The organism is Thomasclavelia spiroformis DSM 1552, assembly GCF_025149465.1.
GTDB classification, from domain to species: domain Bacteria; phylum Bacillota_I; class Bacilli_A; order Erysipelotrichales; family Coprobacillaceae; genus Thomasclavelia; species Thomasclavelia spiroformis.
On record NZ_CP102275.1, the window covers coordinates 759,353 to 777,222 of the forward strand.

16 protein-coding genes and 1 pseudogene are annotated in these 17,870 nt (G+C 29.0%); 6 read left to right on the forward strand and 11 right to left on the reverse strand.

Going from position 1 to position 17,870, the window contains the following annotated elements; all coding sequences use genetic code 11:
* Positions 1 to 17 precede the first annotated feature (17 nt).
* The 3 genes and pseudogenes from yaaA to ltrA all read left to right on the forward strand — a co-directional run bounded on the left by yaaA (position 18) and on the right by ltrA (position 2,986).
* Positions 18 to 728, forward strand: a pseudogene (yaaA, locus tag NQ543_RS03380) (peroxide stress protein YaaA).
* A 117-nt stretch (positions 729 to 845) separates the two neighbouring features.
* Positions 846 to 1,112 (forward strand): 30S ribosomal protein S15, encoded by a 267-nt coding sequence (rpsO, locus tag NQ543_RS03385; protein WP_004610296.1) that lies wholly within the window; start codon positions 846 to 848, stop codon positions 1,110 to 1,112.
* Between the two features lie 455 nt (positions 1,113 to 1,567).
* Complete coding sequence (gene ltrA / locus NQ543_RS03390) at positions 1,568 to 2,986, forward strand: group II intron reverse transcriptase/maturase (RefSeq protein ID WP_004608658.1); 1,419 nt, start codon at positions 1,568 to 1,570, stop codon at positions 2,984 to 2,986.
* 104 nt (positions 2,987 to 3,090) lie between these two features.
* Here ltrA and NQ543_RS03395 read toward each other — a convergent pair whose 3' ends face one another.
* The 7 genes from NQ543_RS03395 to NQ543_RS03425 form a co-directional block, all read right to left on the reverse strand.
* Positions 3,091 to 3,912 (reverse strand): hypothetical protein, encoded by an 822-nt coding sequence (locus tag NQ543_RS03395; protein ID WP_004610297.1) that lies wholly within the window; start codon positions 3,910 to 3,912, stop codon positions 3,091 to 3,093.
* Between the two features lies 1 nt (position 3,913).
* A complete protein-coding gene (locus NQ543_RS03400; protein ID WP_004610298.1) occupies positions 3,914 to 4,582 on the reverse strand; it encodes a class D sortase in 669 nt (222 codons plus the stop codon).
* Positions 4,582 to 5,139: a hypothetical protein gene (locus NQ543_RS03405; protein WP_004610299.1), complete on the reverse strand. Its 558-nt coding sequence runs from the start codon at positions 5,137 to 5,139 to the stop codon at positions 4,582 to 4,584. The genes NQ543_RS03400 and NQ543_RS03405 overlap by 1 nt, the downstream gene beginning before the upstream one ends.
* A gap of 89 nt (positions 5,140 to 5,228) precedes the next feature.
* The gene (locus NQ543_RS03410) at positions 5,229 to 6,239 is read right to left on the reverse strand and encodes a hypothetical protein (RefSeq protein WP_004610300.1); all 1,011 of its coding nucleotides are present in this window, start codon (positions 6,237 to 6,239) and stop codon (positions 5,229 to 5,231) included.
* A 6-nt stretch (positions 6,240 to 6,245) separates the two neighbouring features.
* Entirely contained in the window at positions 6,246 to 6,974 is a 729-nt protein-coding gene (locus NQ543_RS03415) for a CpsD/CapB family tyrosine-protein kinase (RefSeq protein ID WP_004610301.1), read from the reverse strand.
* Positions 6,975 to 7,736, reverse strand: a complete 762-nt coding sequence (locus tag NQ543_RS03420) for a tyrosine-protein phosphatase (RefSeq protein WP_004610302.1) — start codon at positions 7,734 to 7,736, stop codon at positions 6,975 to 6,977.
* The gene (locus NQ543_RS03425; protein ID WP_039904503.1) at positions 7,736 to 8,422 is read right to left on the reverse strand and encodes a YveK family protein; all 687 of its coding nucleotides are present in this window, start codon (positions 8,420 to 8,422) and stop codon (positions 7,736 to 7,738) included. The genes NQ543_RS03420 and NQ543_RS03425 overlap by 1 nt, the downstream gene beginning before the upstream one ends.
* Before the next feature lie 242 nt (positions 8,423 to 8,664).
* Here NQ543_RS03425 and NQ543_RS03430 point away from each other — a divergent pair, with 242 nt between their 5' ends.
* Both NQ543_RS03430 and rlmD read left to right on the forward strand, forming a co-directional pair.
* On the forward strand, positions 8,665 to 10,560 hold the full coding sequence (locus NQ543_RS03430) for a polysaccharide biosynthesis protein (RefSeq protein WP_004610304.1): 1,896 nt from the start codon (positions 8,665 to 8,667) through the stop codon (positions 10,558 to 10,560).
* A gap of 74 nt (positions 10,561 to 10,634) precedes the next feature.
* On the forward strand, positions 10,635 to 11,774 hold the full coding sequence (gene rlmD / locus NQ543_RS03435; RefSeq protein ID WP_004610305.1) for a 23S rRNA (uracil(1939)-C(5))-methyltransferase RlmD: 1,140 nt from the start codon (positions 10,635 to 10,637) through the stop codon (positions 11,772 to 11,774).
* Between the two features lie 67 nt (positions 11,775 to 11,841).
* On the opposite strand, the gene NQ543_RS03440 is transcribed toward rlmD, so the two are convergent.
* From NQ543_RS03440 to NQ543_RS03455, 4 genes are all read right to left on the reverse strand, one after another.
* Positions 11,842 to 12,528 (reverse strand): carboxymuconolactone decarboxylase family protein, encoded by a 687-nt coding sequence (locus NQ543_RS03440; protein WP_004610306.1) that lies wholly within the window; start codon positions 12,526 to 12,528, stop codon positions 11,842 to 11,844.
* 4 nt (positions 12,529 to 12,532) lie between these two features.
* Positions 12,533 to 12,880, reverse strand: a complete 348-nt coding sequence (locus tag NQ543_RS03445) for a MerR family transcriptional regulator (RefSeq protein ID WP_004610307.1) — start codon at positions 12,878 to 12,880, stop codon at positions 12,533 to 12,535.
* 103 nt (positions 12,881 to 12,983) lie between these two features.
* Positions 12,984 to 13,871 carry a LysR family transcriptional regulator gene (locus NQ543_RS03450; protein WP_039904504.1) on the reverse strand — a complete coding sequence of 296 codons (888 nt, stop codon included), beginning with the start codon at positions 13,869 to 13,871 and terminating at the stop codon, positions 12,984 to 12,986.
* A 108-nt stretch (positions 13,872 to 13,979) separates the two neighbouring features.
* Positions 13,980 to 14,990 carry an aldo/keto reductase gene (locus NQ543_RS03455; protein WP_004610309.1) on the reverse strand — a complete coding sequence of 337 codons (1,011 nt, stop codon included), beginning with the start codon at positions 14,988 to 14,990 and terminating at the stop codon, positions 13,980 to 13,982.
* Positions 14,991 to 15,187: 197 nt separating this feature from the next.
* On the opposite strand from NQ543_RS03455, the gene NQ543_RS03460 reads away from it, so the two are divergent.
* Positions 15,188 to 17,869 carry an ABC transporter ATP-binding protein/permease gene (locus NQ543_RS03460; RefSeq protein ID WP_004610310.1) on the forward strand — a complete coding sequence of 894 codons (2,682 nt, stop codon included), beginning with the start codon at positions 15,188 to 15,190 and terminating at the stop codon, positions 17,867 to 17,869.
* The last annotated feature ends 1 nt before the right edge of the window (position 17,870 follow it).

Consider the following 17,870-nt stretch of genomic DNA (forward strand, 5'->3'; position numbering starts at 1 on the left):
TAACACCAGCAAAAAGAATGTATCAAGAAATTGATTATTTTGATGCACTAAGTAAGCCAATATATATAAAAGAAAGTGAGATAATTTTAAATAATTTAAAAACATTAACTGTAGATGAAGTAAAGAAATTATTAAAATGTAATGATAAAATTGCTAAAGAAGCGTATGATAATTATCAATCAATGAATTTAAACAACAATCTAGTACCAGCTATGTTTGCATATAAAGGAGTTCAATATGAACAAATGGCATCACATATTTTAACTGATGAGGATTATATGTTTGCTAAAAAACATTTAAGAATTTTATCAGGATTTTATGGTATTTTAAGACCATTTGATGGTGTTGTACCATATCGTTTAGAATTAAATGATAAATTAGTAGTTGATGAATATTGTAGTTTATATGAATTTTGGGACAATAAGATTTATCAGGAATTAATTAAAGATGATAAAGAAATTCTTGATTTGGGTGCAAAGCAGTATACTAGAATTATTTAAAAATATTTAACTGATGATATTAAATATGTAAAATGTTATTTTATGGAAAAAAGATCTAATGGATACCAAGAAATTGGTGTTTATGTAAAGAAAGCAAGGGGACAAATGACACGTTATTTGATAGAAAATAAAGTTAATTGTTTTGATCAAGTTAAAAATTTTAATGAGTTAGGATATGTTTTTAACGAACAAATGTCGAATGAGCAAAATTATGTTTTTGTTCGATAAATAACTTGACTTTAAAGGATTATTTGGTAAAATATTAATTGCGGCAACATCTAGGATATACGAGGACTCGACGTATAGCTTGGGGTCAGCTAAGTTAAATTTAAGGAGGATAAAAAAATGTTAACAAAAGCAGAAAAAACAGCTATTATGCAAAAATATGCTACTAAAGAAGGAGATACAGGTTCTCCAGAAGTACAAATCGCAGTATTAACTGCAGATATCAACAAATTAAATGATCACTTTAAACAACATCCAAAAGATAAACACTCTAATAGAGGTTTATTAAAAAAAGTTGGACGTAGAAGAGATTTATTAAAATACTTAAGAAATAAAGATATCGAAAGATATTCTGCTTTATGTGAAAGCTTAGGTTTAAGAAAATAATTAAAAATAAAAAGATAACTATTAAAGATTTTCTTTAGTAGTTATTTTTTTAGTGTGCCACGCATGACATAAGACTAGGTGGTGAAAGTCCACTGTGGGGGTTTCGTACTACCAACCACTAGCCGAAGACAAGGTATCCATCGTAAGGTGTGAACGGGAGGAAGTTGGAGGCAAAGTCCTGACCCAAGGAATACGAACTATTTTAGGCAGAAGCTTATCGGATGAGATTGCTAAACAAATCGAAGTCCAATAGTACGACGGAATAAGCAGTGTAAAGATAGTGGGTACATAGGATGAAAGTGTTATGTCTTACCGTGGGAGGTCCTAGGAACATGATGAAAATGTAATCATGGTGGAAACGTTTGTCCTAGGAAGTCAGCCGAGGTCATAGTAGTGATGATGATAACTGTAATGGTTATCTAGCGAAGGACCGAACATAAGGAGGTGAACTGGAAATGAAAGATACTCAAGATAAAATAGGATACTGTCAACTATCATTAGGCTTACTCTATGAAGATAGTACGGAATACGACAATAGTGGAGAAGTGTATCCTACATCAAAACAAGAGATATCACATACGAAGAACACCAATAGATTTGTAGTACATGAGAAGTTACTTGAAACAATTATGGAGGATGCCAATATAGAAAAGGCAATCCAAAGGGTTATGAGTAATAAGGGAAGTGGTGGTGTAGATAAAATGCAAGTCGCAGAAGTTCGTACGCATTTCGCACAACACTGGTCTTATCTAAAGAAACTTATCATGGAGGGACATTATAGTCCACAAGCCGTTAAAAGAGTAGAAATACCAAAAGATAACGGAAAGAAAAGAGAGTTAGGAATTCCAACAGTGACGGATAGGGTCATACAACAGGCGATAGTACAGGTACTGACACCAATATTTGAACCCCAATTCAGTGACAATAGTTATGGGTTCCGACCAAGAAGAAATGCCCATCAAGCAGTAAGAAAAGTAGTCGAATACGCCAATGAAGGATATCGATATACAGTAGACCTAGATTTAGAGAAGTACTTTGATACAGTCAACCATTCAAGACTTATACAGATATTGTCACAAACTATTAAAGACGGAAGAGTTATATCACTCATACATAAATATCTCAATGCAGGAGTCATAGTAAAACATAAGTTTGAAGAAACTACAAAAGGAGTACCCCAAGGTGGGCCACTCAGCCCATTATTATCAAATATATATCTTAATGAATTTGATAAAGAAATGGAAAGAAGAGGAAATCGATTTGTAAGGTACGCAGATGACTGTGTCATACTATTCAAAAGTAAAAGAAGTGCAATGAGAGTCAAAGAAACAGTGACAAGATATTTAGAAGAGAAATTATTTGTAAAAGTGAACCAAGAGAAGACAAAGGTAGCCTATATTACTGATATAAAATTCTTGGGCTTTGGATTTTATATAGAGAAGAGTGGTAATGTACGAATCACTGTTCACAAGAAATCTAAAGAAAAGATGAAAAAGAGAATAAAGGAAATCACCAAAAGGAACCGACCAATATCAAGTAAGGAATTAGCTAAAGAGTTAAAAGAATACATTACAGGTTGGGTGAATTACTATAGGATAGCGAATATGAGTAAACATCTAAGGGAAATAGACTCATGGATGAGAAGAAGAATACGAATGATATATTGGAAAAGATGGAAGTTAGTAAGAACAAGGTATAGAAATTTACAAAAACTAGGTATTAATAAAAGTAAGGCATGGGAATGGGCAAACACAAGAAAAAGCTACTGGCACATCGCCAATAGCTTCATACTAAAAAGGACACTTACAAATGAAGTATTAAAAATATACGGATTTATAAGTGCACTAGATTATTACAACTCTATAAACTTATGAAACGCCGTGTAGGGAACCCTACGCACGGTGTTGTGAAAGGGGCGAAAGATTTTAATTCTTAGCCCCTATTCAATTATTTTATCAAAAAATCCTCCAATGGAGGATTAAGATTTTTCTATTTTTATATATGCACAAATTATTCCCGATGCAATTAAGATTAATCCAGCGATAATATAAATTAATAAATATGTATTAATTGTGCTAGTAATAAAATTATAGAAATATTGAGGAGATAAACTGATTTTATTAACAAAATTACCAAAATAAATAATTGTCTGTAAAATAAAGCATATTAATCCTGAACTTATTAAAGAATAAGCAAAATATCTACGTCTACCACGATAGTGACTAAATAAGTGATATAAAATAAATCCAGCAAGTAGTATCAATAAAACTAAGATAACTACAATAACGTGGTAAAAAGAATGAAAGTTATTAACTATGTCAACATATATATTTAAATATGGAAATGTTAAATATGTTTCATAATAATCAATTAAATTTGTTTTTAAAATTGAAATTGCAGTTTCTTCTTCACTATTAATAATAATATTTGCTGATTTAAGATAATTATCAATATCATTAGAAAGTTTTTCTTCAAACTTAGATGTATCAATTTTTGTTTTACCATATACTAAAGCATCTTTTAAATGATTTTCCATTATATCATCAGCTTCTTTTTCATCAATATAATTTTCAAACATTTCAATTGGAAAACCAGTTGATTGTGTTTCTTGTTGAATCTGTTTATTTAAGTTACTAATAGCTTCTTGATAAAAATTAACACTTTCCATTTTAGAAAGTAGATAATTTGCGTTAAAAATAGTAAAATTACTAATTGTTAAAACAATAAAAATACTAATAAAAACAGTTAATAACAATGATACTATATAAGCTACTGATCTACGTTTTGATTTTTTATGCATATTATTGTCCCTCCACTATAGTTGGTCCACTTATTTTATCAGCATAAACAAATAGTCGTTGAGATTTATAACCGATTAATTCAAATGGATAACATGTATATAAAATTAACTGTTCTTTTTTATCTTGTTTTAAATCATAATTTGAACTATCATCCGCATCAGCAATTTTTGTATTTGTTATTTTATATTGGAAATCTCCATAGTGAGTAGAAATACTAATAATATCACCTGTTTTAATATTTCCTAAAGGTTCAAAATAAGGTATTGAATGCCCAGCGATAAGAATCGTACGATTAAATCCTGGTAAAAAAGATCCGGCAAATAATCCGGCACCATGTCTTAATTGCTCTCTATCATCACCATAATATAAATTTACTTTAATATTGACCGAATCAATCGTAAGTTTTCCAAACATATCACCAAAATTTGGTTGAATAATTTGAGAAGCTTTAATAATATCAGAAGACACTAATTTATTTGCATATAAATTTTGAGAATTTTCTTCATTTAATTCAGGTGCATAGTCACTTGCAATCAAGTTATAAATAGATATTAAAGGGTCAATTACAGGACTTATTAACATATATAATGTCAAATAGCAGATAAATGTAAAAGATAATGGCACTAATATTAGTGCCATTATTTTACTTTGTTTATGATGTAATTTCATTATTTACAAAATAACTGTTTTCTTTTTGCATAATATCCTGCACCCAATAAAATAATAACTAAACCTGATGCAATAACTACCGTTTGTGTCATATCATAACCAGTTCTTTTTATAACTTGAGTAGTTGTATAAATAAGTTTATCTCCATCATAGAATGAAATAGTTCTATCGGCACCGTTTAGTTTAACAGTTAATCCAATGGCATTTGCTGCAGCTTGTAGAAATTCTAAGATATCATAAGCTTGTTGTCTTGTAATAGAGTTAAAGTCTTTGATATGATTAGCAGCTAAGTATGATTTAGTAGCTTCGATATTATTAATGATGATAGTTTTTTGTTCTGAGGTTAAGTCAAAACCATCTTGCATCATATAATTTTCAGCAGTGTTAATATCAGCATCTTGTAAACCGACAGTTGAACCATCAACTTCTACTGTTGATTTTAATGCAGCTAAAACCTCTTTTTCATTATCATTTAAATTTCCTATTGCCCATAATGAAGATGTAGTTGATATTACTAGGAAACAAGCTACAAGCAATGAGCAAATTCTTTTTTTCATTTTTCTTCCTCCCTATCATAAATACATATATCAATGATATGCCTTTTTTGTATAAATAACAAGCAATATTATAATAATTTAACATTTTTTTATTTTATATATTGCATTTCAGTTAATTTTTTAATTATTTGATTAGATAACAATTGACTATATTTGTCATTTCCATTGATTGAATCAGCTTTTAAACTATCAGGTATCTTATTTTCAGCTATATTTTGTTGGTCTGCTGGTGTTGGTTGAATACCTAAATCATTTAATCCACTAGTTAATAAATAATTTTTAAAATCTAAAAAATGTTCACCATGTGTATTTTTTAATGCTTGATTTGTTTCATTTCGATTATCTTGAGTTAATGAAACAACAATATATTTATCAGTATTAAAGGCTCTGATAATTTGATTTTGGTAATTAGCTAAGCTACCGCGAATACTTTCTTCGTAAGCACCAGTATAAAGAATCAAAATACTATCTGATTCAATCTCACTATTAATTTGTAATAATGTTGGTGAATTTACGACTGAAGCTTCACCAGGTTCATTTCGAGTAAATACAAGTGTATTTCCTTCATGTTGATAAGTAATTGTACCTTCAATTCCATTAATAGTAACTTTTTCAATCGAACCTTGGCATTCCAATAAATCATTATTAGCTTTACCATCACTATCTAAAAAAACAATTGATGTAGGTGTAGTAGTGCTTGGTATAGATAATTTATCTATATAAACAGGTGTAACTCCTAATTTAACTAATAAAGCTGAACTAGTTAGTTTTGCATCACCGATTACTTTAATATTAGCATTTAATGATTGCGATAAATAAGTTACATATGAATTGTTTTGGTTTTCACTACCGATTGTTGTACTATCTCCAACACAATAGATAGTAGGAATTTCTGTGACTTTTTCACTTTCATCCGTTTTATCTTTATCTTCTTTTTCCTGAGGTTTTTCTTTTTCAACTTCAGTAGTTGTATTAGCACTATTAAATTTATTAGCAACTTTTTCAGTGCTATTTCGATCGTAAAAAATTATTATAACAATTAAAACACATAAAATTATTACAGTGATGGCAAAAAGTATATTATTTCTCTTTTGAATCATTTTATCTTAATAATAGTAATAATAATACTTAGAATTCATGCCATCATCTTCAACTTGTGTCAATACTGTGCCAATTATGTGTACGTTGTTTTTCTGTAAAATTTCAATTGCTGATTTTGCATCTTTACGATTAGTAGATTTAGAAGAACATATAAATATAGTTCCATCTACTACATTTCCAATTGGGATAGCATCACTAACTACCATTACTGGAGGGCAGTCAATAATAATAAAATCATACATTTCTTTTAATTTTTTTATAAATTCTTCAAAAATAGGTTTACTTAATAATTCTGAAGGATTAGGTACTTTAATCCCTGATGTTAAAACACTTAATTCCCCAACAAAAGACTTATCAGTTATTTTTTGAAAATATGATTGATTGATCTTTTTATTTTTATCATAATCAATCAATGCATTAGTAAGACCGTTAGTATTAGAAAGTTTTAGATATTTATGTAACACTGGTTTTTTTAAATCTGCATCGATGAGTAAAACTTTAGGATATTTAGCAGCATAAATCATTGCTAAATTCAATGAAGTGGTACTTTTAGATTCAGATGGAGCTGCAGAAGTAATATTAATTACTTTAATATCTTGTCCAACAGCTGAATATTCAATATTTGTACGTATATGACGATAAATTTCATTATAATCAACGCGACTATTTTTTTGATTAGGGTTGGTTATTAACAACGTGGATTCACTTTCTTTTTTTGTTTTTTTCTTAAACATTTATTTTCTCCTTTTAAACAATGATAGTTTTTTTACTTGTACTGGTAAAACCTCTTTACCGTTAATGATAGCAAGAGGGTTATCATACATTAATTGTCTAATATTTTTTTCTTCATATTTTTTAGATAATAATTCGTATGTATCATGCAAATTTGGAAAACGATGTCTTGATGCTCTATGAGTATCATTAGCAATAACATGAATTAATCCTTTTTCCAATAATTTATAGGCATTTTTTTTAATTTTACTGCCATTTTCACCAAGAAAACTAGAACTGTTTACTTGGATGATATAACCATGCTTTATCCATGAACTAATCATTGATAAATCTAAATCTTTATAAAAATATCTTTCAACATGAGCAATGATTAATTTGTGCTTTAATGAATATTCATATAAATAATCAAGACAATCACCATTTATCTTTCTTGATAAATTAAATTCAACAAGTACATATGGACCATTGTTGATGGGAATAATTAAATTGTTTTGTAACCCAATTAAACATTCATCATTAAGCATAACTTCACTGCCACAATACCCAATAATTCCATATTCTTTAGCTAATTTGATAAAATCATTAATTCTTTGTTTAATTAAATTAAGATCATTTGTTGTTCCTGGAATAATATGTGGTGTTGCAACGATTCTTTTTATATTTTGTTTTTTTGCTTTTGTTAGTGCTTCTTTAGCATCATTCAAGTTTGCAATACCATCATCAATATCCCAAGCATAATGACTATGGATATCGATCAATTCCATTATTGATCCTCAAAATATGGAACTATTCCTAATACAGGTAAATTTAAAACTTGTTCAGCAACATCTGCATTTTTAATTTTACTATCCAATAAATAAGTTAATAATATGTATCCTAAAGAAATAACTATTCCTGCAACTGCACCTAAAACCATATTTTTTTGAATGTTAGGCGAAACAGGAGCAGTGTTAATTTCGGCATTATCAACCATAATAATATTAGATACATCTAATATCTCTTTTACTGTTTCTGTAAATACGTTGATTGTTTCATCAACAATTCTTTTAGATAAGCCAGGATCAGTTGTTGTAGCACTTATTTCAATTATTTGTGTATCTTCAGTATTTGAAACCTGTAAAGCATTACTTACTAAGCCAGATGAAATATCTAAATTTTTAGCAACTTTATCTTGAATATTATTTCCTTGTAATAATTCGATGTAGTTTGCAACCATCGATTCATTAGAATTTAATTGATTATTATCAATTGCACCATCTATTACTTCAGCTTTTAATAAGATAGTTCCCTGTGATGAATATTTTTTATCTACCATAAATGCTGTATAGGCTCCAACTAATATGGCTCCAATTAGCATAAATATCACAATTGATTTTAAATGTTTTCTAATTAATTTAAATAATTCTGATAAGTCTATTTGAACTTCATCATTTAATTCAGTTTTATCCATAAGTCCTCCTAAATAAATATATTCCATCATCCATTATGCTCCATAAATGAATTAAATGCAAGGAATAATAAGTAAAAAGTAGAGAAATGGTCAATTATTTCTTGTTTTGTCTAAAAAGAAATTTTAATAAATAAAAGACTTGATTTATTACTAGAAATTTATAATAATAAAGATGTTTTTGAAATATTATATCGAGAAATATAAAAAGGGCAAATACAATTAAATAGGGGGAGAGAATAATAATGAAGGCAACAAATGAAAAATTGCAATTAAATTTTAGAAGAATAATATTAATAATAACCGATATTTTATGTGTCATATTTTCATTATATGGAGCATTGTTGCTTAGATTTAATGGACCTATTCCAGAACATTACTTAGAGCGGTTATTTATAATGTCATTGCCAATACTGGTTATTGCAATTGCAATCTTCTGGTATTTTAGACTTTATCATAGCTTATGGCAGTTTGCTTCGATTATTGAACTTAGAAATATTGTTCTGACAACTATTGTTGACAGTTTAGCAAACATTATTTTATTTGAAGTTAGCGGTAACAGTTTACCTAGAAGCTGTTATTTTATTTACTTTATGCTCTTGACGATGTTTTTAGGTGGTGAACGTTTTTTATATCGTTTGCTTAGATTAAAACACAGTAAAATCGGTTTTAATATCGATAATAAAGAAGTAAAAGATCTACAAAAAGTTATGATCATTGGTGCTGGGTTAGCTGGAGAAAAGATCTATCGAGAAATCATCAATTCTAAACAGGTATATAAACAAGTAATGTGCTTTATTGACGATGATCGTAGCAAGCAGGGAAGAAGTGTTCATGGAGTTACAGTCTATGGCGGAAGAGATAAGATTGTAGAAGCTGTTGAAAAGTTTGGCATTGAAGAGATTTTAGTAGCTATCCCTTCGGCTGATAAAAAAGAACTGGCAGATGTTTTGAATATCTGTAAGGAAACAAAATGTCTGATTAAAAAATTACCGGGTATGTATGAATTATTAAATGGCAATGTTCATATTTCTGATTTTAAGGAAGTAGATGTTTTAGATTTACTGGGACGTGATCCAATTGAAGTCAACCTAGAAGATATCATGGGTTATGTAACGGATAAAGTAGTCATGGTAACCGGTGGAGGCGGATCAATCGGTAGCGAGCTATGCCGTCAGATTGCGGCAAGCAAGCCAAAGCAACTGATCATTGTCGATATCTATGAAAATAATGCTTATGATATTCAGTTAGAACTTAAAGAAAAATATCATGATTTAAATCTGGAAGTAATGATAGCATCGGTAAGAAATACTAAAAGAGTGGATTCATTATTCAAACGCTTTAGACCGGATATCGTTTATCATGCAGCAGCCCATAAACATGTGCCACTGATGGAAGATTCACCAAATGAAGCAGTAAAAAATAATGTTTTTGGAACATTGAATGTAGTAAAGGCTGCTGATAAATATAACACAAAACGATTTATTCTGATTTCTACAGATAAAGCAGTCAATCCAACAAATGTCATGGGAGCAACAAAGAGAATCTGTGAAATGATCGTACAGTCATACAATAAAAAATCAAAGACAGAATTTGTTGCAGTAAGATTTGGAAATGTACTGGGGTCAAATGGATCAGTAATACCGCTATTTAAAAAGCAGATCAAAGCAGGGGGACCGGTAACTGTAACGCATCCGGATATCATCCGTTATTTTATGACGATACCAGAAGCGGTATCACTAGTTTTACAGGCAGGAGCATATGCAAAAGGAGGAGAAATCTTCATTTTAGATATGGGAAAACCGGTAAATATAGCAGATATGGCAAGAAATCTAATCAAGCTATCAGGGTTTGAACCAGATGTAGATATCAAGATAGAATATACGGGATTAAGACCGGGAGAAAAGCTGTATGAAGAGCTGTTAATGAAAGAAGAAGGATTACAGGAGACACCAAATAAGCTGATTCATATAGGGAAACCAATCGAAATGAATGAAGAGGTATTCTTTGAAAGATTAAAGGAACTAAAAGAAGAGGCATATGAAGAAGTAGAAGATATCAGAACATTTATCAAGGAATTAGTACCGACATATAAAAATCCAAATGAAAAAACTATAACAAAAGAAAAAGTAGCAGTATAAAAAAGATTATGAAAATAATCTTTTTTATTATGTCGATATAAATATATTTATGATATACTGATGGCGGTGATAAAATGAAATGTTTAATTGAAAGAAAATGTGGAAGTTGTAAATATATTAATATTGACTATAATAAACAATTAGAAATTAAAACAAATTATTGTAAAGATTTATTGAAAAATAATAATTTAAATATGTATAAAGTAGAAAAAATCAAAGGAATGCAATATCCATATGAGTATCGTAATAAGATTATTGTTGCTTTTAATCAAAAATATGAATTTGGTTTTTATGAAGAAAACAGTCATCGTATTATTCCTTATAATCGATGTTTATTACATGAAGAAGTTAGTGATTTAATAATAAAGAAAATTCAAAGCTTGTTAAAAAGATATCAAGTAAGTATTTATGATGAAAAACGTCAACGAGGATTATTACGTCATGTTTTAATTCGTCGTGCAATTGTTAAAGATCAAACAATGATCGTATTAGTATGTAATGATAATGTGTTTAAAGGATCGAAGAATTTTTGTAATGAGTTAGTTAAGAGTTTTCCAAGTATTAAAACAGTTGTTTTAAATGTTAATAAAAGAAAGACAAGTATTGTTTTAGGTAATGAGGAAAAGGTTTTATATGGTAAAGGGTTTATTGTTGATGAATTGTGTGGCTTGACTTTTAAGATTTCACCGAAATCTTTTTATCAGATAAATCATGAACAATGTCAGGCTTTATATAATAAAGCAATTGATTTATTGGAATTAAAGGGTGATGAAATAGTAATTGATGCTTATTGTGGAATTGGAACAATTGGTATGGTTGCTGCTAAAAAGGCTAAAGAGGTTATTGGCGTAGAACTTAATCAAGACGCCATAAAAGATGCTAATAATAATGCAAGAATGAATAAAATAGGGAATATTAGATTTGTAAATGATGATGCATCGAATTTTATGGCTGTACTAGCAAAGACTAAACAACGTGTTGATTGTGTTATTATGGATCCCCCACGTAGTGGTAGTACTAAAGAATTTATGGATGCTATTAAAATCTTAAATCCTAAAAAAGTAGTTTATATATCATGTGATCCAACTACTCAAATTAGAGATATAAAATATTTTTCTAAATTAGGTTATCGAGGTAATGTTTTATATCCATTTGATATGTTCCCTCATACAATTCATACAGAAACAATTGTTTTATTATCAAGTGTTAGTTAAAAAGTATAAATAATAAAAAGGACAGTAAATCATTTTACAGTCCTTTTTTATTATTGATGTTTAAATATTATTCAGCAGCTTTATTAATACAAGTAATTGCATTTAAACTACGAGGATAGCCAATATAAGGAAGACATTGAGATACAACTCTAATCAAGAAATCTTTATCATTTCCTAAGTTCATATTTCCTTTAGCATGAGCAATTAATTGAGGTTCGCATCCTCCTTGTGCAGCTAAAAAACAAAAAGTGATTATTTCTCGTTGTTTTAAATCTAAACCTGTACGTGTATAATAGTCTCCAAAACAATTAGCAGCTAACCAACGGTTAATATGTCCACTTTTCCATGCTTCTTTCATATGTTCACCAAAAATAGTTGCTTGGACTTCAATTCCTTTTTCTAAACGATTTTCTAAAGTAGTTGTTGCTTGATTTTCTAATGGAAGTTTAATACCCCGTTTAGTTAAAATATCATTTGTGGCATCTAAAAAAGGGAGCACACGACCAATTCCTAAATAATCAACAGCCTGATATACTATTTCTTTTATCATTACAGGGCTTAATCCAGCATCGAGAGCACGTGGCAAAGTTAGTTTGTATACATCAATTCCTTGACATCCAAGCAATGTAGAAATAATTGCCATATAGCGAGTGAAATCATCTAGTGTTTGTCCTTTCTCATTAACAACTTCATTAAAAGTAAAGTTTTCAAAACGTTCCATAAATTCGGGATCAGTTTCATAATAGTTTTTCATAGTTTTATCCTCCTAATTTTATATTATAACGTAGATAATCTAAATAATTTAATTGCTTTTCTTTTAAATGAATATCATCTAAAATATTTCGCCTTTTATCTTCTAGTATTTTAAGACGTTGATCTTCACTATTTTCTTTTTCTAATAGTAGTTTCATATATGTTTCTATTTCAAAGCTTTCAAAACCAATATCATGTAATGTCATAATTAAGCTTAAACGCTCTAAATCTGTGTCATCATATTGCCAGGCACCCATTACTTTTTTTACTGCGTTACATAATCCCCAACGTTCATATTCATGAAGAATATTTAAGGGGATATTATAACGTTTGCTTGCTTCATCAATGGTCATTAAATTCCTCCTCGTAAAAAAAAGTAAGTGTTCTTTTGAACACTTATATTGTAAATCTTATTAAATTATATGTCTAATACCTATATGATATTATTGATAATGCTTATAAGGTATTGTTTATGTTTTTTATATAATTTCTAGAAAATTGAATAAATGCAGTTGCTGCTGGTGAAAAAAACTGAGTTTTTTTCCATACTAAAACAGTACCTGATTCTAATTTTGGTGAAAACGGAACAAAGTGTAAATCATCATAAGTACAATTGAGTTCAAGTGTAATAATACATCCCATATGACAACGTGCCAGGGCTGCTTGATTATATAGTAAATTACCACTTGCGACACTTTCAATTTGATCAGCATAATCACCAAACCAATTTTTTAATTCATTTTGAACAAGTTCACGCTGTGGCATAATAACGGGAACATTTACTAAATCTTCTGGTTTTATTAAATTTTTTTTGCTTAAGTTACAACTTTTATTAACAAGAATTCCCCATCTTTCTTTAAATGGCGTACGTGCAAAACTATATTTTGCAATATCAACAGGCTCTTGAAGCAAACCAATATCCAATAAACCATTGTCGATTCGTTCTTTGATATTATCAGAATTACCACTATAAATTTCAAATTTCACTAGTGGGTGTTGTTGATGAAAAGAATTAATTAGCTCAGCTAAAAATTGAGAACTTTTTAATTCACCACTGCCAATACATATTTTTCCCGTTAATTCTTTGCTTTTATTAGATAAATCTTCTTTAATCTTTTTTGATAACGATACAATTTCTTCAGCTCTTCTTCTAAGTAACATACCATCTTCTGTTAAAGTAATACGATGTTTATTTCTTAAAAATAATGTAACCCCTAATTCTTCTTCTAATTGAATTAATTGTCTAGAAAGAGTCGGTTGAGTAATATGTAAAAGACTAGCTGCTCTAGTAATATTTTCTTCCCTAGCCACCATTAAAAAATATTTTAAAACACGTATCTCCACGTAAACACCTCCTTATTTTATTTATAACACTTAAATACAACTTTCTCAAATAAAAAATGCTTTTTAAGCATAACAAATAATTGTTATACATAAAAAACATTAATATAATTAAACAACATTACCAGCTTTTTGCTTACCATTTTGTGCCATAACACCAACTAATGGATGGGGAAGATAACATTCTTCTAAATATTTGATTTCTGCAGGTGATAAAGTAATTTCAGTTGCTTTTACCATTGCGTCAATTTGTTCTAATTTTGTTGTACCTACAATAGGCGCACTGACTTTTGTAAGTAGCCAGGCAAGTGATATTTCACTCATTGAGACTTGATGTTTTTTAGCAAGCTTATAAACACGATCAATAATTTCTTGATCCATCTTTGCTGTTTGATCATATTTAAATTTAGCATAAGTATCTTCTTTTAAACGTTTTGTCATAATTCCTGGTTGTTTTGCTAATCGTCCACCTGCTAAAGGTCTATATGGGGTAAGGGCAATTTGTTCACTTTGACAAAATGGAATCATTTCTCTTTCTTCTTCTCTAGCAATAAGATTATAATGTCCCTGCATTGAAATAAATTCATTCATGTTATGTTCTCTTGCATAAAAATTAGCTTTAGCAAGTTGCCAAGCAAAACAATTTGAAATTCCAATATAACGAGCTTTACCAGCTTTGACAATTTTATCAAGACCATCCATGATTTCCTCCATTGGAGTATGATAATCCCACATATGATAAATATATAAATCGACGTAATTAACACCTAAATTCAATAAGCTTTGATTTAAACTCCTTTCAATATGAACTTGACCACTAACATTATTATCTAATTCCTCTTGACTGCGAGGAAGAAATTTTGTAGCAATGACAACATCTTCTCTTTTAGCAAAATCACGTAAGGCTTTACCGACATATTGTTCACTAGTTCCATTTTGATAAGCAATAGCGGTATCAAAAAAATTAATTCCCTTATCTAATGCATATTTAATAATTTTACGAGTTGTCTGTTTGTCAACGGTCCAAGAATGTTGACCATTTGAGGCATCACCAAAGCCCATACATCCTAAACATATTCTTGAAACATTTAAATCAGAAACACCTAATTTTATATATTTCATCTAAATTACCTCCTATTATCTTTTATTATAAAAGAACAAAAAATATAGTAAAATACTCATTTTATATAATTGATAATACTTAAAAAGCATGATGGATAAGTATAATTAAAATATATTTTAACTATAATTTAATAAGTAATACATAATAAGTTAATTTAAGGAATATAAAATATGGCAAATAAGAGGTGGTAAATAAAATGCTTAAAATTAAAAATATTACAAAACAATATATTACAGGAGATTTAAAACAAGTTGCTTTAGACAATATTAGCTTAAATCTTCGTGATAGTGAGTTTGTAGCAATTTTAGGACCAAGTGGTTCTGGAAAAACAACTTTGTTGAATATTATTGGTGGTTTAGATCGCTATGATAGTGGTGATTTGATTATTAATGGTATTTCAACAAAACAATATAAAGATCGTGATTGGGATTCATATCGTAATCATACGATTGGTTTTGTTTTTCAAAGTTATAATTTAATTATGCACTTAAGTATTCTTGCTAATGTTGAACTGGCATTAACAATTTCTGGAGTATCTAAAAGCGAGCGTAAACAACGAGCAATTGATGCTTTAAAACAAGTTGGTTTGGAAAAGCATATTTATAAAAAACCAAATCAGCTTTCGGGAGGACAAATGCAACGAGTTGCTATTGCTCGAGCTTTAGTTAATGATCCAGATATTTTACTTGCAGATGAACCAACTGGAGCATTGGATAGTGAAACAAGTGTTCAAGTAATGGATTTATTAAAAGAAGTTGCTAAAGATCGTTTGGTCGTAATGGTTACTCATAATCCTGAACTAGCTAAAAGTTATGCAAGTCGTATTGTTCAGGTTAAAGATGGAAAAATTATTGATGATTCAAACCCTTATAATCTTGATGAAAAGGATTTACCGGAAGTTAAGTATAAAAACATGGGGAAATCTTCGATGTCATTTTTGACAGCTTTGGTTTTAAGTTTTAATAACTTAAAAACTAAAAAAGCACGAACGTTATTAACTTCTTTTGCTGGATCGATAGGGATAATTGGAATTGCATTAATTTTATCGCTTTCCAATGGGGTAAGTAATTATATTAGTGATATTCAAAAGGACACAATGTCTTCTTATCCTATCTCAATTGAAGCGCAAACGATTGATTTAACTTCTGTTATGGGTGAAAATCAAAGTTTAGTGACTAATGATGTTGATCATAAAAAAGATGGAGTGTATTCAAATTCAAGAGATTTAGAAATGGCTTCAACAATGACAACAAATATTACAAAAAATAATTTGACAGAATTTAAAAAGTATCTAGAGAATCCTAAAAGCGAAATCAATGAATTTGTAGGAGAAAATGGAATAGTTTATACTTATGATACTAAATTTGGAGTTTATACTAGAGATCCTAATGGTGAATTAGTTAATACTGATGGAAGTACTTTAGATGATAATAGTAATGATAATTCCTCAATGATGACTAATCCTACTAGATCCAATTTTCAAGAATTGATGTCTGGTAAAAAAGATAGTAGTGTTAGTAAAGTTTTAAAAGATAATTATGATGTGGTTTATGGTAAGTGGCCAAATGAATATGATGAAATTGTTTTAGTATTGGATAAAAATAATGAAATTTCATTAACTGTGTTATATCAACTAGGAATTTTACCAGCGAGTGAATATAAAGATGTAATGAATAAAATAAATAATGGCGAAACCGTAAGTTTTGAAAATCAAAAATGGAGCTATGAAGATATTTGTTCAAAAGAATTTTATTTGATTCCAGATAGTGCTACTTATATCAAAAATAGAAATGGATTATATAGCAGTATTAAAGATGATATGACAAAAATGGAAGGTCTTTTAGATAATGGTGTTAAACTTAAAATAACAGGAGTTGTTCGACCTAATAACGATGATACAAGTACATTGATTAATCAAAATATTGGTTATACAAAAGCGTTGACTGATTATATTATTGATTATACTAATAATAGTGAGGTTGTTAAAGCACAAGAAGCTAGTAAAGAAATTAATATAACTAATGGAATGACTTTTTCTCCAAGTGATAATAGTGCTCGAATCGAAGATACTAAAAAGTATTTATCTAATTTAGGGATATCTGAAAAAGCTAGGTTTTGTCAAGAAATTTTAATGACTTCACCTAATCGAAATGCAAATGTTCAAAATATGAGTGAAGTTCAATTAGCAGCAGCGTTAGATAATTATTTAGAAAATCCAGATGATGAAGTATTATTAGAAATTTATAATTCATATATTTCAACGGGAACATATGATGATAATATGGAAATGTTCGGTTTAATAAATTATGATGCACCTAGTGCAATAAATATTTATACTGATAGTTTTGAAGATAAAGATGAAATTTCAAGATGTATAAATGATTATAATGAAACAGTTAGTGAAGAAAATCAAATTACGTATACTGATTATGTGGGATTATTGATGTCTTCGGTTACAACAATTATTAATGTTATTTCTTATGTTTTAATTGCTTTTGTAGGAGTATCATTAGTAGTATCGTCGATTATGATTGGAATTATTACTTATATTTCAGTATTAGAAAGAACAAAAGAAATTGGTATTTTGCGTGCAATTGGAGCTTCAAAAAGAAATATTTCTCAAGTATTTAATGCGGAAACATTTATTATTGGTTTATGTTCAGGGGTTTTAGGAATTTTAATATGTTTAATTGTGTTGGTTCCTGCTAATCAAATTATTCATAGTTTAGTTGGCTCTACAGATGTTAATGCAGTTCTTCCTTTAGTAAGTGCTATTATTTTAATTGTTTTAAGTGTATTATTAACTTTATTAGGAGGAATTATCCCATCTAAAAAAGCGGCTAAAAAAGATCCTGTAACTGCTTTAAGAACTGAATAAT

Bases quoted from the DNA above. Each gene is read 5' to 3' on its own strand.
- NQ543_RS03460 (WP_004610310.1), top strand. From the start codon at position 15,188: ATGCTTAAAATTAAAAATATTACAAAACAATATATTACAGGAGATTTA.
- NQ543_RS03455 (WP_004610309.1), bottom strand. From the start codon at position 14,990: ATGAAATATATAAAATTAGGTGTTTCTGATTTAAATGTTTCAAGAATA.
- NQ543_RS03430 (WP_004610304.1), top strand. From the start codon at position 8,665: ATGAAGGCAACAAATGAAAAATTGCAATTAAATTTTAGAAGAATAATA.
- NQ543_RS03420 (WP_004610302.1), bottom strand. From the start codon at position 7,736: ATGGAATTGATCGATATCCATAGTCATTATGCTTGGGATATTGATGAT.
- NQ543_RS03440 (WP_004610306.1), bottom strand. From the start codon at position 12,528: ATGAAAAACTATTATGAAACTGATCCCGAATTTATGGAACGTTTTGAA.
- NQ543_RS03395 (WP_004610297.1), bottom strand. From the start codon at position 3,912: ATGCATAAAAAATCAAAACGTAGATCAGTAGCTTATATAGTATCATTG.
- NQ543_RS03410 (WP_004610300.1), bottom strand. From the start codon at position 6,239: ATGATTCAAAAGAGAAATAATATACTTTTTGCCATCACTGTAATAATT.
- NQ543_RS03445 (WP_004610307.1), bottom strand. From the start codon at position 12,880: ATGACCATTGATGAAGCAAGCAAACGTTATAATATCCCCTTAAATATT.
- NQ543_RS03425 (WP_039904503.1), bottom strand. From the start codon at position 8,422: ATGGATAAAACTGAATTAAATGATGAAGTTCAAATAGACTTATCAGAA.
- NQ543_RS03400 (WP_004610298.1), bottom strand. From the start codon at position 4,582: ATGAAATTACATCATAAACAAAGTAAAATAATGGCACTAATATTAGTG.
- ltrA (WP_004608658.1), top strand. From the start codon at position 1,568: ATGAAAGATACTCAAGATAAAATAGGATACTGTCAACTATCATTAGGC.
- NQ543_RS03415 (WP_004610301.1), bottom strand. From the start codon at position 6,974: ATGTTTAAGAAAAAAACAAAAAAAGAAAGTGAATCCACGTTGTTAATA.
- NQ543_RS03405 (WP_004610299.1), bottom strand. From the start codon at position 5,139: ATGAAAAAAAGAATTTGCTCATTGCTTGTAGCTTGTTTCCTAGTAATA.
- rpsO (WP_004610296.1), top strand. From the start codon at position 846: ATGTTAACAAAAGCAGAAAAAACAGCTATTATGCAAAAATATGCTACT.
- rlmD (WP_004610305.1), top strand. From the start codon at position 10,635: ATGAAATGTTTAATTGAAAGAAAATGTGGAAGTTGTAAATATATTAAT.